Source organism: Floccifex sp. (assembly GCF_051873495.1).
Taxonomy (GTDB): Bacteria; Bacillota_I; Bacilli_A; order Erysipelotrichales; family Erysipelotrichaceae; genus Floccifex.
This window is the reverse complement of record NZ_JBJEEX010000090.1, coordinates 1-14,076: the sequence shown is the minus strand read 5'-3', so window position 1 is coordinate 14,076 and position 14,076 is coordinate 1. Positions and strand designations below refer to the sequence as shown.

The window sequence follows — 14,076 nt, the reverse complement described above, 5'->3', positions numbered from 1 at the left end:
TTCTTTTATTTAATTAATTTTTCTAGAATTTGTACGGCATTTGTAGCTGCCCCTTTGCGAATTTGATCTCCACAACAGAATAAAGCCATAGAATGACCAGTAGGATCTGTTAAATCTTTACGAATACGACCGACATAAACTAAATCTTGATCCGTTGTATCTAAAGGCATTGGATATACTTTGTTTTGTGGATCATCTTTTAATACTGTACCCTGTCCTTTGGCAATTAATTCTCTTGCTTCATTCACATCAACTTCTTTTTCACATTCAATGAAAATAGACTCAGAATGAGAACGAAGAATTGGAACACGAACACAAGTACAGTTAACTAGTAAATCAGGATGGTGCCACATTTTACGTGCTTCATTTTGCATCTTCCATTCTTCTTTAGAAATACCATTTTCATCAAAATCACCAATTTGTGGAATTAAGTTATACGCAATTTGGTATGGAAAAGCAGTGCAAGGTGCATTTGGATCTTTTAATTGAGCCTCTAAATCTTGAATTCCTTTCACACCAGCTCCACTAACCGCTTGATAAGTAGAAACAATCATACGCTTAATATGATATTTTTTATGAATTTCATTTAAAGCAACCATGGCAATAATTGTTGCACAGTTTGGATTGGCGATAATTCCATGATTTTTTTCAATATCCTCAGGATTGATTTCAGGAATAACTAGAGGAACATCTTCATCTAATCGATAAGCCGATGAATTATCAACGACAACAACTCCTTTTTCATTTGCCCATGGAATCCATTTTTTAGCTAAATCATTTTCAGTTGCTCCTAAAGCATAATCAACATTATCAAAACTATTTTGTGTTAATTCTTCAACTACAACATCTTGGTTTTTAAATTTAAATACTTTTCCAGCTGAACGACTAGAAGCCAATAATTTTACATTGACATCAAAATCTCTTTCTTCTAAACATTGAAGCATTTGTTGTCCTACAGCACCTGTAGCACCAACAATGGCGATTGTTAATTTGTTTTCCATATTTACTCCTCACTGACAAAGGCATTGTAGATTGCCCTAACTGTTCTTTCAAAATCTTGTTTCTTGACACCAACTGTAATATTAATTTCGCTACTAGATTGTGCAATCATACGAATGTTGATGTTTTCTTTTCCTAATGCACTAAACAAACGACCAGAAGTACCTGGTTTATCACTCATATTTTGTCCAACGGTTGAAATTAAAGCTAAATCATCTTGGATTGACAAATCATCTGGTTTTAATTCAGATTTAATACGAGCAAGAATTTCATATAAACTATTTTCTACTTCTTTCTTTTCAACAACGATTGTGAATGAATCAATTCCACTAGGAATGTGTTCAATACTTACATTATAAGACTCTAAAATAGATAACGTTTTACGAATGAAACCAACTTCGTTGGACATATGTTTTTTATAAATATAAATTGAAATGAAATCTTTTTTACCGGCAATACCTGTTATAGGAAAATGATTTTTCGTTTTTGTTTCTAAAATGTATGTTCCAAAATCTTGAGGGCGATTCGTATTTAAAATATGAATCGGAATATTTTTTTCTTTAACAGGGAAAATAGCTTCTTCATGAAGAACACTTGCTCCCATATAAGACAATTCACGTAATTCTGTATATGTGATGTATTTAATTTGTTCAGGATTTTCAACGATTCTCGGATCGGCCATTAAGAATCCAGATACATCTGTCCAGTTTTCATATTCATCTGCTTCTAAGCACTTAGCTAAAATAGAACCTGTAATATCGCCACCACCGCGAGAGAAAACTTGAAGTTGTCCACTTGAATTGGAACCATAAAAACCTGGGAATACAAAGCGTTCATATTGAGCGCATTTGGCATTTAAATTTTGAGTTGTCACTTCCCAGTTAATTGTTTTGTCTAAATGAAAACGAATAACGTCTTTGGCATCGACAAAAGCATATCCAAGATATTCGGCCATTAACTTAGCACAGAAATATTCACCACGAGATACAATTTCATCTTGTGTCATTTGATTTAAATTGGTATACATGGCATCTAATTCTTTTTCAATTGGTTGTTTAAGACCTAATTCATTTTTGATGTCCACAAAACGTTGTTTAATTAGTTTATAGACATTACTTGCATCGACATGATATTGACGATGGGCATCTAATAAATAAAGTAAGTCGGTAATTTTACTATCTGATGAATCTCTTCTTCCTGGTGCTGAAACAACAACAAAACGACGAGATGGATCGGATAATACGATGTCTTTTACTTTTTTGAATTGTTCAGCGTTGGCAACGCTACTTCCTCCGAATTTTGTGATTTTTAACATATCGATTCTTCCTTTTACATATATTTAGCTATCATAGCTTTTTCATCCTTTTCAAGGACGGTTCTACTTAATTCTTTAAATTCTTTAGTAGTGATGGCTTTGGTGGTGATATAGAAATTGGCTCCTAAGTTTTCTATATGATCAATGCATGCACTATTAATGATAGAATTTGTGCGAATTAAATAGCGTTCTTGTAGTAGTGTATCACTGTAAACCAATTCGTTATCTAATGATACTGAACCATAATACATATTATTTTTAATATCTAAAATATCTTGAACAATGGCATTTGCGGTTGGTAATTTACCAGCACCTTGTCCATAGAATTTAAGTTCACCAATTGTGTTTCCATTTAAAGTTATAATATTGAAATTAGATGGAATGTTGGCTTCTAAGGAATGTTCATCAAATACCATAGGCATTACAAATGCTTCATATTGATGATTTGATTGAATAGCTTGTCCAATGTATTTAATCATTTGATGATGATTCTTTAAGTATTCAATGTCTTTGTGAGTAATAGAAGCCATTGAAAATACTGGGAATTCATTCATATCAATTTTGGCATCAAAGGCAAGAGCTGCAGAGATTGTTACTTTATTTTGGACATCATATCCATCAATATCAGCACTTGGATTAGCTTCGGCATATCCTAATTCTTGCGCATTTTTTAAAGCTACATCAAATTCTTCATTTTTTAAATTCATAGAATCAAGAATGTAGTTGGTTGTTCCATTGAAAATACCATAGAAAGAAGAAATCTCATCCACTCGTCTAGCTTTTTGAACACTAGCCAACCAAGGAATTCCTCCTCCTGTACTCGCTTCGAATCGAAATTCAACTTCATATTCTTTAGCCGCTTGTAAAAAGTCAGTCATATGGGCTGCTACTACGGCTTTATTTGCGGTAACGACATGTTTTTTATGGTGTAGACATTCCATAATAAATTCATAAGCAGGATGAATACCACCCATTGTTTCAACGACTAAATCAATAGAGTCATCTTCACTGATTTCTTTAATATCACATACAATCAAATTTGATTTATCTTTATTTTTAGGAAGATCTAATATTTTCACAACTTCACAGTCCATTAAATCCTTAGATTTAATTTCATTGACGATTTGTTCTACGCCACTTCCAATTGTTCCAAATCCTAAAATCGCAATTTTCATAACATTCCTCCTTTGTAGACTTATAAAAAACACTTGTATTTAAAACGTGAACATTGTATCATATGGTATGTAGTTTTTCAAGGAGGACTTTTATGAATCAAATGTACGTCTCAACACGTGACGCAAACAAAAAAGTAAGTAGTAAACAAGCAATTTTAGAAGGAATCTCAAATGATGGGGGATTGTATGTCTGGCCTGAACTTGATTCTGTCAAAATTGATTTAAATAAAGTATGTAAACAAAGCTATCAAGAAAATGCGTATATGATTTTAAAGGAATTATTACCTGATTATAGTGAAGAAGAATTAAAAGAATGTATTCACGACGCATACACAAATTCTTTTAGTGTCCCTGAAATTACGCCTGTAAAAAAAGTAGATAATATATATGTATTGGAATTATTTCATGGACCTACAAGTGCATTTAAAGACGTTGCTTTAACGCTTCTTCCTCAATTAATGTCAAAGGCATTAAAAACAACAAATCAAAAGGCATTAATTCTAACAGCTACTTCTGGAGATACAGGAAAAGCTGCTTTATGTGGGTTTCAAGATGTCGAAAATATTGGAATTGCGGTATTCTATCCACATCAAAAAGTAAGTCAAATTCAATATCGTCAAATGGCTACACAAAAAGGAAAAAATACGAAAGTATATGCGGTAAAAGGAAATTTTGATGATGCTCAAAGTCAAGTAAAAAAATTATTCCTTGATGAACAAATGAATGAACAAGCCAAAGCACATAATATCTTGTTGACAAGTGCCAATTCAATTAATATTGGACGTTTAGTACCACAAATTGTATATTACTTTGAAAGTTATAAATACTTAGTAAATCAAGGATTAATTCAAATTGGGGATAAAGTATCATTCAGTGTTCCAACAGGTAACTTTGGTGATGTATTAGCTGGTTTCTATGGATATTTAATGGGTTTACCAGTTGAAAGATTCTATGTCGCATCCAATGCGAATCATGTTTTAACGGATTTCTTATCAACGGGAACATATAGTCGTAACCGTGATTTTATTCAAACAATTTCTCCAAGCATGGATATATTGATTTCTTCTAACTTAGAAAGACTTCTATATTATATGTCAGGAAAAGATACAGCTTTTGTGAAGAAATGTATGGATGATCTAAAAGAAAAAGGGGAATATACAATTCCTAGAGAAATGTTAGATAAGATTCAAGATTTATTTGGATGTGGTTATGTAAATGATTACGAAACAAAAGAAGTTATTAAAGATGTATATGAACAAACAAAAGAAGTATTGGATCCACATACAGCCATTGGATATAGTGTTGCTCAAAACAGTGATGAAGACATGATTGTATCATTGGCTACAGCATCTCCTTATAAGTTTAGTGTTGATGTCTTATCGGCTTTAGGACAAAGCTGCGAAAATGAATTTGAGGCTATGAAACAGCTATCAAAAATTTGTTCAGATCCAATTCCACAAGGATTAAAAGAATTAGAATCATTACCAATTCTTCATAAAGATATTATTGAAATTGAAGAAATGAAAGATGTCGTATTAAAAGCTATGGAGGAATGCTTTAATGATTAAAGTCTGTGTTCCTGCAACAAGTGCAAATTTATGCATTGGCTATGATTGTTTAGGATTAGCAGTTGACCTGTATAATTACTTTACCTTTGAAACTGCCAATCATTTAATCATTACAGGATGCGAACCACAATTTCAAAATGAAGACAATCTAGTCGTTGTCGCATTTAAACATGTGTGTAAATACCTAAATAAAGAAATGCCAACGTTTCATTTGCACATAGATGCCAATATTCCTGTTTCAAGTGGTTTAGGAAGCTCAGCAAGCTGTTTAGTTGCAGGGATCATGGGGGCTAATGCTTGGTTTCATGCAAATTTAGATCAACAAACACTAGTGACATTAGCAACCCAATTAGAAGGACATCCTGATAATGTTGCCCCAGCTATTTTAGGACAAGCTAGTGTTTCGTTTATGAATGAAGATAAAGTTGTATCAACTATTATTTCATGTGCCAATTGGTATGGATTAGTTATGATGCCAAATTATCAAGTAAATACTAAACAAGCTCGTAAAGTGCTTCCAGACAATATTTCACATAAACAAGCCGCTAGTCAAATTGCGCATGCCTTATCGTTTGTACAAGCACTTCAACAAGGAAATGAACAAATGATGTTGGTAAGTTGTCAAGATTATTTACACGAACCATATCGCAAAAAATTAATTAAAGAATTTGATGAAATTCATTCGTATTGTTTTGATCGACAATTTCCAATGTGGATTTCAGGTTCTGGGCCAACTATGATGGCTATGAGTATAAAAAAAGAAAATATAGAATCTTTGAATCAATGGATGCAGCATAGATATCCTTATATTTCATGTCATGTTGTTTGCATTGATCAGAAAGGGGCAAGGGTAGATTATGAGTAAATTTTATGTTGTTTCTTCGGAAATTTTACCAGAAGTATTAGAAAAGGTATTAGAAGCACAATCTTTACTTCAAAAAGGTAAGGTAAAACGTATTTCTGAAGCTGTTAAAATGGTAGGGATATCAAGGGGGACATATTATAAATATAAAGACACTGTCTTTTCATTTGATCAAGAACAATCCCGAAGAAAAGCTGTTGTTTCTATGATTTTACGATCTGAAACAGGTTCTCTTTCTAAAGTAATTAGTTTATTATCTGAAAATCAAATTAATATTTTAGCGATTAATCAAACAATTCCAATTAATGGAATTCATAATGTTTCTTTTACTTTAGATGTAGCCGATATGGAAATATCTATTCAAACAATGATTAAATTATTAGAAGAACTTCCAATGGTTGAAAAAGCTGATCTAGTGGCGGTTGAATAAATATGAAATCATATTTAGCTTATATATTTAATTGGTGTTTAATCATTTGTTGTGTGGTATTTGGAATACGAGCCATTGCCTTGGAACCCGATTTTTTTGTGAAACGATATGATCGATATCAATTTGATAAGATATTAGACGTATCACAAGATAATTTAGATGATTGTATCACCGTATTATTAGATTACATTAAAGATGAACGCGATGATATTGTCGTTTATATTGATGGACAAGAAGCGTTTAATGAAGTCGAAAAGAAACACATGATTGATGTTAAGAATTTATATCAAAATGCTGTAAAAGTTGCACTTGTGTGCGGTGTTTTGGCAATGGGTATCTTGATTTATTTCTTAGCCAAAGAAAAGAGATTTATGTCCTTTTTAACAATGGGATTTATTCGCGTAACAGGAACTATTTTTGTGATGCTGGTGTTCTTTGGTATATGGTTTGTCACTGATTTTACTAGCCTATGGAATTGGCTTCATACTTTATTGTTTAGTAATCAATTATGGTTATTGGATCCTAAAACAAGTTTTATGATTCGTATGTTGCCTGAAGTTATTTTTAATCAAATGGTATTAGCTATTGCGTTGTATTTAGTTATTTGTATTGAGCCTTTATTTGTGTTTAGCTGCTACTATCAAATAAAGAAAGCACCCATAGGATTTGAAAGAAAATGATTGTTTTAGCGTCAAAGTCACCAAGAAGAAAGGAAATACTTTCTTCTTTAGGGTATTCCTTTGTGGTTTGTCCTGCTGTAGGAGAAGAAGTATTTGATTTAAATATAGGAATTGATTCTGCCATTAAAGAAGTTGCGTATCATAAGGCAAAGGAAGTACAGAAACAATATCCTGATGATTGTATTTTAGCAGCTGATACAATTGTATATTATGAAGGAAAAAATTTAGGTAAGCCTAAATCAAGACAAGAAGCAATTGATTGTCTTTGTTCTTTGTCTAATCATGTTCATGAAGTAAAAACAGGGATGTGTGTTCTTTATGGAGAACAGAAAAAATGTGTTGTTTCGACAACAAAAGTTTATTTTAAAGATTTGTCATTAAAACAGATTATTGACTATGTTGATTTAAATACTTGTTATGATAAAGCAGGAAGTTATGGAATTCAAGAATGTGATTTTGTAGATCATATTGAAGGAAGTTATTCCAATGTTATGGGATTAGATTCACAGGTGGTTCAAAATCTACTTATTGCATTAAAGAGATAGGAATGCTATCATAAATCGGTATTAAATTTAGGAGGATGTTTATGGCAGTAATTAAAAAAGATGATATTGTCAATGCACTATCACAAAAACAAGAAAAACTTTCTAAAGCACAAGCTAAAGAAATTGTAAATGAAGTATTTGATTTCATTTCACAAGCTGTTTGTCAAGGTGATACTGTAGATGTTTACGGTTTCGGTAAATTCTATAGTTCAGATGTAGCTGCTCGTAAAGGAATTAACCCAGCTACAAAAGAAGAAATTGAAATTCCAGCATCAAAATCTGTTCGTTTTAAAGCATCTAAAGCTTTTAAAGACGCCGTTAAAGAAAGCATCTAACGATGCTTTTTTATGTTATAATGGATGCATAAATTGGAGGCTATAAATATGAGTTTACCTATATACATCATAGGACATAAAAACCCTGATTCTGATTCAATTTGTTCGGCTATGGCTCTTGCGGAATTAAAACAAAAACAAGGAATAAATGCTGTTGCGGCAAGACTTGGAATCATCAATCCTGAAACAACTTTTATTTTAAATAAGTTAAACCTTGAATCGCCTGAATATCTTTCAACTGCCAAGTTAAAGTTATCGGAAATTGATATTGATGCGGCTCGTATTGTTTCACAAGATACGATTATTCGTAAAAGTTGGGATTATTCACAAGAAATGAATGTGAAAACAGTGTATGTGAACGATGAAAATGATAATTATATCGGCCTTGCTACGGTATGGGAAATGGCTCGTATCCAAATGCAAGATTTACATGCTACAGCGAGTCTTCTTCAACATGCTACTATTCAAAATTTAGCGGATTCCGTTCGTGGAGAAGTTTTATTTGAAGGAAACCGTGATCGAACTGGATATGTTCGCATTGCGGATAAAAAGATGATGGACCGCGATTTAACAGGCGCTATTATGGTTTTAGGAGATAGTGAAGATGCGATGTTTAAATGCATTGCCAAAGGGTGTGCTGTTATTGTCATTGCGGAAAACTATGTTCCCGATGAATTAATCATGTCCATTGCCAAAGATAAAGGCGTAACGATGATCACAACACCATATAATATTATGAAAATCATTCAAATGATTTATCGCGCCATTCCGATTCGTGCCATTATGACATCAAGCAAGGATGTTATTTCATTCAATCGAAATGAGTATTTGGAAGATGTCGAAAGAGAAATGTTAAAGACACGACATTCTTCTTATCCTGTAACGAATCAAGGTAAATTAGTGGGATCGGTATCACGTTATCATTTATTGAAATCAGAAAAGAAAAAATTTATCTTAGTAGATCACAATGAAAAGAAACAAAGTATTTCTGATATTGAACAAGGAGAAATCGTAGAAATTGTCGATCATCATCGTATTGGTGACATTGAAACGAGCACACCGATTTCATTTCGTAATATGATTGTAGGTTCAACTTGTACAATCGTTGCATTAATGTATAAAGAAGCAGAAATAAAGATGTCAGAAACAGCTGCAAAACTATTGTTGTATGGAATGATTTCGGATACTTTGAATTTCAACTCGCCAACGTGTACACCTGTTGATACGATGGTTGCTAAAGAAATTTGTACTGAATATAATTTGGATTCTGCAAGTATGGCCAATGAATTGTTCTCACAAACAGCTACTATTAAAGGAAAAGAATTCAAAGATATTTTATATAATGACATAAAAGAATATATGTTGGCTGGTCAACACATTGCGGTCTCTCAAGTGTTTACTTATGATTTGGCAGATGTGAATGAAATTGAACATGATTTTATTCAATATATGGAAGAAGAAAATAAAAAATATAAATATAATTTTTTATTGATGGTATTCACGAACATTGAAGGAAAAGGATCTAAATTCTTATATGTAGGGGATTTATCATCGAAAATGGCAACAGCAATAGAACGATTTACTCAAAGAGGTTATGTATCGCGTAAAAAACAAATTGTTCCTTGCATTGCCAGTGAACTAGAATAGAGGAAAAAAGATGAGTGTAACAGAACGTTTATTAAAATATGTATCATTTGATACGCAAGCTGATGAAGAATCTAGTAGTGTTCCTTCAACAGCTAAACAACTTGAATTAGCTAAATATTTGACAGAAGAATGTAAGAAAATGGGAGTGGATCATGTAGTAATGGATCCATCAGGAAGTGTATACGCTACAATTAATGCGACTTGCGATAATAAGCATGCCATTGGGTTTGTGGCACATATGGATACAGCTACTGAATTACCTGGAAAAGATGTAAAACCACAATTTGTTAAAAACTACCAAGGAGAAACAATCAGGTTAAATGATGAATATGCAATGAATCCAGATGAATTTGAAAATTTAAAGAAAGTAATTGGAACGGATTTAATTGTTACGGATGGAACAACTTTACTAGGTGCTGATGATAAAGCTGGTATTGCCATTATTATGCAAGCAATGGATGAAATTATTCATAGTAGTCAACCACATGGAAAAGTAATGTTTGCCTTTACTTGTGATGAAGAAGTGGGACGTGGAACTGAAAATTTTGATTTGAAACAATTTCCAGTTGATTTTGCGTATACAGTAGATGGAGCGGATATTCAAAATATCGATTATGAAACATTTAATGCGGCTTATGCTCATGTAACTGTTCATGGAACAAGTATTCATCCAGGAGAAGCAAAAGGAAAAATGGTTAATGCCTCTTTATTGGCAAGTGAGTTTATGATGGCTATGCCTTGTATTGAAACACCACAATGTACAGAACAAAGAGAAGGATTCTATCATGTTATTAAGGTAGAATCGAATTGTGATGAGGCTAAGCTTGATTATATTATTCGCGATCATGATAGTGATAAATTTGCGCAAAGAAAAGAATACATGAAAAAGATGGTTGAAACGTTCAATGAAAAATATGATGATCGATTTGAAATTGAAATGGGAGACCAATATTATAATATGGCCCAATATATTACAGACCGTACATGCATTGACTTAGCTTGTAAAGCTATCGCCAAAGAAGGACTACAACCACAATCAGATCCTGTTCGTGGTGGAACAGATGGAGCTAATTTAACTAAAATGGGATTGGCTTGTCCAAACTTAGGAACGGGTTCATATAATCATCATGGACGTTTTGAATTTGCGAGTATCCAACAAATGGAAACAATGGTTCGTATTGTTAAGAATATCATTTTTGAATAAAACGAGGTAACGAGTATGGATTACGCGAAAATAGCTTTAGAAAAACATAAAGAATGGAAAGGTAAGCTTGATATTCAAGCAAAAATGGAAATCAAAGACAAAGACGATTTATCGACTTGTTATACACCTGGAGTGGCTGCTCCTTGTCTAGAAATTAAAAAAGATCCCAAAAATAGTTATGTTTATACAGGAAGACAAAATCTAGTGGCTGTTATTACGGATGGCTCTGCTGTTTTAGGATTAGGAAATATTGGACCTGAAGCTGGAATGCCAGTAATGGAAGGAAAATGTGCTTTATTTAAGGCATTGGCAGGTGTAGATGCTTTTCCTATTTGTTTAAATACCCAAGATACAGATGAATTAGTACAAATCATTTCGGCACTTGAACCAACTTTTGGTGGCATTAATTTGGAAGATATTGCGGCACCTCGTTGTTTTGAAGTAGAAAAACGTCTTCAAGAAAAGATGAATATTCCTGTTTTTCATGACGATCAACATGGAACAGCGATTGTTGTTTGTGCTGCTTTAATTAATGCTTTGAAATTAGTAAAAAAAGAGAATCCGACAATCGTAATTAATGGAGCCGGTTCAGCGGGGTGTGCCATTGCGAATTTGATTTTAAAAATGAAATTAGGAAATGTTATTTTATGTGATCGTGATGGTATTTTAGATCCAAATGGAGAATTAAATTCCGGATGGAAAGCTTTAATTGATCGTGTTAATCTTGAACATAAAAAAGGTGATTTGAAAGAAGCTATGAAAGGAGCAGATGTTTTTATTGGTGTTAGTGCTGCTCATGTCGTAACCAAAGAAATGGTACAATCCATGAATGAAAAACCAATTATTTTCCCGATGGCTAATCCAACTCCAGAAATAGAACCAGATCTTGCTTTAGAAGCAGGTGCGTACATTGTTGGAACAGGTCGTTCAGATCATCCTAATCAAATCAATAACGTTTTAGCGTTCCCAGGTATTTTTAAAGGTGCTTTAAGCGTGCAAGCTACTTGTATTAATGATAAAATGAAAGAAGCGGCTGTACGAGCTATTGCTTCTTTGATTCCGGATGATCAATTAACACCTGAAAACATTATTGTATCGCCTTTACAAGAAGGTGTAGCGGATGTCGTAAGCAAAGCTGTTAGCCAAGCTGCAATTGAATCAGGAGTTATTCGTAAATGGTAGATTTTGGATTAGTAATTGAAGGAGGAGGCACTAAAACTGCTTATAGTGGTGGTGTTTTAAAATGTCTTCTAGATAATGGAATTTATGCTCCTTATGGAGTAGGAATATCAGCAGGAGCCGAGTTTTTACAAGCCTATGCATCACAACAAGCTGATCGTTTAAAAAAGATTGGAATTGATTGTATTGCCAATAAAGAGTGTGTTGGTATCCGTCCTATGTTGAAAGAAAAAAGTGTATTTGGTTTAAACGCAACTAATGATTGTATTGAAAAACTTGCACCACTTGATAAAGAAAAACTAATGAATTCACCAACTTTAATGGAAGATGGTGTTTATAATTTAGAAACACATGAAATTGAATATTTTGATCAAAGTTATATTGATGAAGATAATTCATTAACGAAAGCGAGTTGTTCATTATTATTGTTGTGTCCGCCATATACATTTAATGGAAAAAAATATATGGATGCAGGCCTTCGTGTCATGATTCCTATTGAAAGAAGTATTGAAAAGGGTTATAAAAAACATTTAGTTATTTCTTGTAAAGAATTAGGATATGTACGTAAACCAGCTCCAAGTTATCAGCTATGGTTGGCAAATCGTGTATACAAAGATCCAGTTGTGACAGAAGATTTAAAAAATCGTCATATTCGTTTTAAAGAACAATGGGACTTAATTCATGATTTAGAACAAAAAGGACAAGCACTTGTTCTTCGTCCATCAAAGGATATGGGTGTATCACGTTATACAACAGATCGTTCTAAACTTGAACCTTGGTTTAATCTTGGTTACCAAGAAACATTGGATCGTATGGACGAAATTAAAAAATTCTTAGAAATTGAGTAAGGCAAGAGAACTTGCCTTTTTTAGATAAAAAACGGTTCACATATGAGATATGAACCGTTTCATTTTTTATAATTGGAAAATAATTCCTAAACAAGCACAAAGACAAATAAGAACAATGGGATGCACTTTGTTGAATTTCTTATAGAATAAGAATACTAAAACAAGAAGAATGATATTTAGAAAATTAATATCCATTGAAATTGTCCCGTTATTAAATATTGCTATTACTAAGATTCCTAGTCCAGCTGAGGCAATCATAGCACATACAGCGGGTCTTAAACCATAAAACGCATCTTGAACCCAATGACTGTTTTTGAATTTTTGAAGGAAGTGAGCCACAATACAAATCACAATGATGCTAGGCGCAACAAGAGAAAGAGTAGTGATGATTCCACCTAGGATTGAATTAGTGGTATGGAAACCAACATAAGTTGCCATATTAACTCCCATAGGGCCTGGTGTGGATTCCGATACTGCAATCATATTCATCAACATTTCTTTGGTAAACCATCCGTATTTATCAATCATTTCATAAAGGAAAGGAATTGTTGCTAATCCTCCTCCCAACGAAAATAATCCCGTTTTAAAGAATTCTATTATTAATTGAAGAACTAGTTTAAGACTCATGGCTTTGCTCCTTTCTCATTTTTAAATAAGAAATTAAAATTCCTGCCGAGGCACTTACAATCACAATCACAATAGTAGGAACAAGCGAAGCGTATGTTAAGACTAAGGCAATGGCAAAAATAATAATACCAGTATAGTCTTTAACACCTGTTTTAAATAATTTCACAATGGCACTAAAAATTAGAACACAAACGGCAATTCGAATACCATGTAAGGCATGTTGGACAATTTCAATGTCCATAAAGTTTTGAAGTAAAGCCGCAATAAATGAAATGATAATAATACTAGGAGCAACAACACCAAGTGTTGCGACAATGCCTCCTAAAATTCCTTTTTGATAATATCCTACAAAAGTTGCGGTATTGACAAATATAACACCTGGTGTACATTGACCCACCGCAAAATAATCCATAATTTCTTCATCGGTTGCCCAATGTTTCTTTTCTACGACTTCTTTTTGAAGCATAGGTAACATCGCATATCCTCCTCCAAATGTGAAGGCACCTATTTTAGCGAATGTTAAGAATAATTCTATATAAATTTTCATATGATTCCTTCTTTCCTTTACATATTGTACATGAATTGATTTTTTTGTATATTAAAATAAATAAAAAAGCTAACTATATAAAAATCAATAGAATTTATGAAAAAGTTTGAAAATA

Annotated in this window: 15 protein-coding genes; 10 read left to right on the top strand and 5 right to left on the bottom strand. The window is 32.8% G+C overall.

Translation table 11 applies throughout. The features are described from left to right. Positions 1 to 5: 5 nt before the first annotated feature. The 3 genes from ACI313_RS05245 to ACI313_RS05235 are packed head-to-tail and all read right to left on the bottom strand — an operon-like array spanning position 6 to position 3,489. Positions 6 to 1,001, bottom strand: coding sequence for an aspartate-semialdehyde dehydrogenase (locus ACI313_RS05245; protein WP_320608919.1), 996 nt, complete (start codon positions 999 to 1,001; stop codon positions 6 to 8). Positions 1,002 to 1,003: 2 nt separating this feature from the next. Then, complete coding sequence (locus ACI313_RS05240; protein ID WP_320608920.1) at positions 1,004 to 2,314, bottom strand: aspartate kinase; 1,311 nt, start codon at positions 2,312 to 2,314, stop codon at positions 1,004 to 1,006. Between the two features lie 14 nt (positions 2,315 to 2,328). Continuing rightward, a complete protein-coding gene (locus ACI313_RS05235) occupies positions 2,329 to 3,489 on the bottom strand; it encodes a homoserine dehydrogenase (RefSeq protein WP_320608921.1) in 1,161 nt (386 codons plus the stop codon). A gap of 92 nt (positions 3,490 to 3,581) precedes the next feature. Here ACI313_RS05235 and thrC point away from each other — a divergent pair, with 92 nt between their 5' ends. The 10 genes from thrC to ACI313_RS05185 are packed head-to-tail and all read left to right on the top strand — an operon-like array spanning position 3,582 to position 12,787. Further along, positions 3,582 to 5,057: a threonine synthase gene (gene thrC / locus ACI313_RS05230; RefSeq protein ID WP_320608922.1), complete on the top strand. Its 1,476-nt coding sequence runs from the start codon at positions 3,582 to 3,584 to the stop codon at positions 5,055 to 5,057. Beyond that, entirely contained in the window at positions 5,050 to 5,922 is an 873-nt protein-coding gene (thrB, locus tag ACI313_RS05225; RefSeq protein ID WP_320608923.1) for a homoserine kinase, read from the top strand. Before thrC ends, thrB begins: the two co-directional genes overlap by 8 nt. Then, the gene (locus ACI313_RS05220; protein ID WP_320608924.1) at positions 5,915 to 6,349 is read left to right on the top strand and encodes an ACT domain-containing protein; all 435 of its coding nucleotides are present in this window, start codon (positions 5,915 to 5,917) and stop codon (positions 6,347 to 6,349) included. Before thrB ends, ACI313_RS05220 begins: the two co-directional genes overlap by 8 nt. A gap of 2 nt (positions 6,350 to 6,351) precedes the next feature. Beyond that, positions 6,352 to 7,029, top strand: coding sequence for a TIGR01906 family membrane protein (locus ACI313_RS05215; RefSeq protein WP_320608925.1), 678 nt, complete (start codon positions 6,352 to 6,354; stop codon positions 7,027 to 7,029). Beyond that, the gene (locus tag ACI313_RS05210; RefSeq protein WP_320608926.1) at positions 7,026 to 7,574 is read left to right on the top strand and encodes a Maf family protein; all 549 of its coding nucleotides are present in this window, start codon (positions 7,026 to 7,028) and stop codon (positions 7,572 to 7,574) included. The genes ACI313_RS05215 and ACI313_RS05210 overlap by 4 nt, the downstream gene beginning before the upstream one ends. A 41-nt stretch (positions 7,575 to 7,615) precedes the next feature. Next, entirely contained in the window at positions 7,616 to 7,909 is a 294-nt protein-coding gene (locus ACI313_RS05205; RefSeq protein ID WP_320608927.1) for an HU family DNA-binding protein, read from the top strand. A 48-nt stretch (positions 7,910 to 7,957) separates the two neighbouring features. Further along, entirely contained in the window at positions 7,958 to 9,556 is a 1,599-nt protein-coding gene (locus ACI313_RS05200) for a putative manganese-dependent inorganic diphosphatase (protein WP_320608928.1), read from the top strand. Between the two features lie 10 nt (positions 9,557 to 9,566). Next, entirely contained in the window at positions 9,567 to 10,760 is a 1,194-nt protein-coding gene (gene pepT / locus ACI313_RS05195) for a peptidase T (RefSeq protein ID WP_439755472.1), read from the top strand. Between the two features lie 15 nt (positions 10,761 to 10,775). Further along, positions 10,776 to 11,942 (top strand): NAD(P)-dependent malic enzyme, encoded by a 1,167-nt coding sequence (locus ACI313_RS05190; protein ID WP_439755471.1) that lies wholly within the window; start codon positions 10,776 to 10,778, stop codon positions 11,940 to 11,942. Beyond that, a complete protein-coding gene (locus ACI313_RS05185; protein ID WP_320608931.1) occupies positions 11,936 to 12,787 on the top strand; it encodes a patatin-like phospholipase family protein in 852 nt (283 codons plus the stop codon). Before ACI313_RS05190 ends, ACI313_RS05185 begins: the two co-directional genes overlap by 7 nt. A gap of 66 nt (positions 12,788 to 12,853) precedes the next feature. Here ACI313_RS05185 and ACI313_RS05180 read toward each other — a convergent pair whose 3' ends face one another. Together ACI313_RS05180 and ACI313_RS05175 are read right to left on the bottom strand one after the other, a co-directional pair. Next, a complete protein-coding gene (locus tag ACI313_RS05180; protein ID WP_439755470.1) occupies positions 12,854 to 13,414 on the bottom strand; it encodes a chromate transporter in 561 nt (186 codons plus the stop codon). Further along, positions 13,404 to 13,961: a chromate transporter gene (locus ACI313_RS05175; protein WP_320608933.1), complete on the bottom strand. Its 558-nt coding sequence runs from the start codon at positions 13,959 to 13,961 to the stop codon at positions 13,404 to 13,406. The genes ACI313_RS05180 and ACI313_RS05175 overlap by 11 nt, the downstream gene beginning before the upstream one ends. Between the last annotated feature and the right edge of the window lie 115 nt (positions 13,962 to 14,076).

Excerpts from the sequence above, each read along its gene's own strand:
- pepT (WP_439755472.1), top strand. The coding sequence starts at position 9,567 with ATGAGTGTAACAGAACGTTTATTAAAATATGTATCATTTGATACGCAA.
- ACI313_RS05240 (WP_320608920.1), bottom strand. The coding sequence starts at position 2,314 with ATGTTAAAAATCACAAAATTCGGAGGAAGTAGCGTTGCCAACGCTGAA.
- ACI313_RS05210 (WP_320608926.1), top strand. The coding sequence starts at position 7,026 with ATGATTGTTTTAGCGTCAAAGTCACCAAGAAGAAAGGAAATACTTTCT.
- ACI313_RS05190 (WP_439755471.1), top strand. The coding sequence starts at position 10,776 with ATGGATTACGCGAAAATAGCTTTAGAAAAACATAAAGAATGGAAAGGT.
- thrB (WP_320608923.1), top strand. The coding sequence starts at position 5,050 with ATGATTAAAGTCTGTGTTCCTGCAACAAGTGCAAATTTATGCATTGGC.
- ACI313_RS05185 (WP_320608931.1), top strand. The coding sequence starts at position 11,936 with ATGGTAGATTTTGGATTAGTAATTGAAGGAGGAGGCACTAAAACTGCT.
- ACI313_RS05175 (WP_320608933.1), bottom strand. The coding sequence starts at position 13,961 with ATGAAAATTTATATAGAATTATTCTTAACATTCGCTAAAATAGGTGCC.
- ACI313_RS05245 (WP_320608919.1), bottom strand. The coding sequence starts at position 1,001 with ATGGAAAACAAATTAACAATCGCCATTGTTGGTGCTACAGGTGCTGTA.
- ACI313_RS05215 (WP_320608925.1), top strand. The coding sequence starts at position 6,352 with ATGAAATCATATTTAGCTTATATATTTAATTGGTGTTTAATCATTTGT.
- thrC (WP_320608922.1), top strand. The coding sequence starts at position 3,582 with ATGAATCAAATGTACGTCTCAACACGTGACGCAAACAAAAAAGTAAGT.
- ACI313_RS05200 (WP_320608928.1), top strand. The coding sequence starts at position 7,958 with ATGAGTTTACCTATATACATCATAGGACATAAAAACCCTGATTCTGAT.
- ACI313_RS05180 (WP_439755470.1), bottom strand. The coding sequence starts at position 13,414 with ATGAGTCTTAAACTAGTTCTTCAATTAATAATAGAATTCTTTAAAACG.
- ACI313_RS05220 (WP_320608924.1), top strand. The coding sequence starts at position 5,915 with ATGAGTAAATTTTATGTTGTTTCTTCGGAAATTTTACCAGAAGTATTA.
- ACI313_RS05235 (WP_320608921.1), bottom strand. The coding sequence starts at position 3,489 with ATGAAAATTGCGATTTTAGGATTTGGAACAATTGGAAGTGGCGTAGAA.
- ACI313_RS05205 (WP_320608927.1), top strand. The coding sequence starts at position 7,616 with ATGGCAGTAATTAAAAAAGATGATATTGTCAATGCACTATCACAAAAA.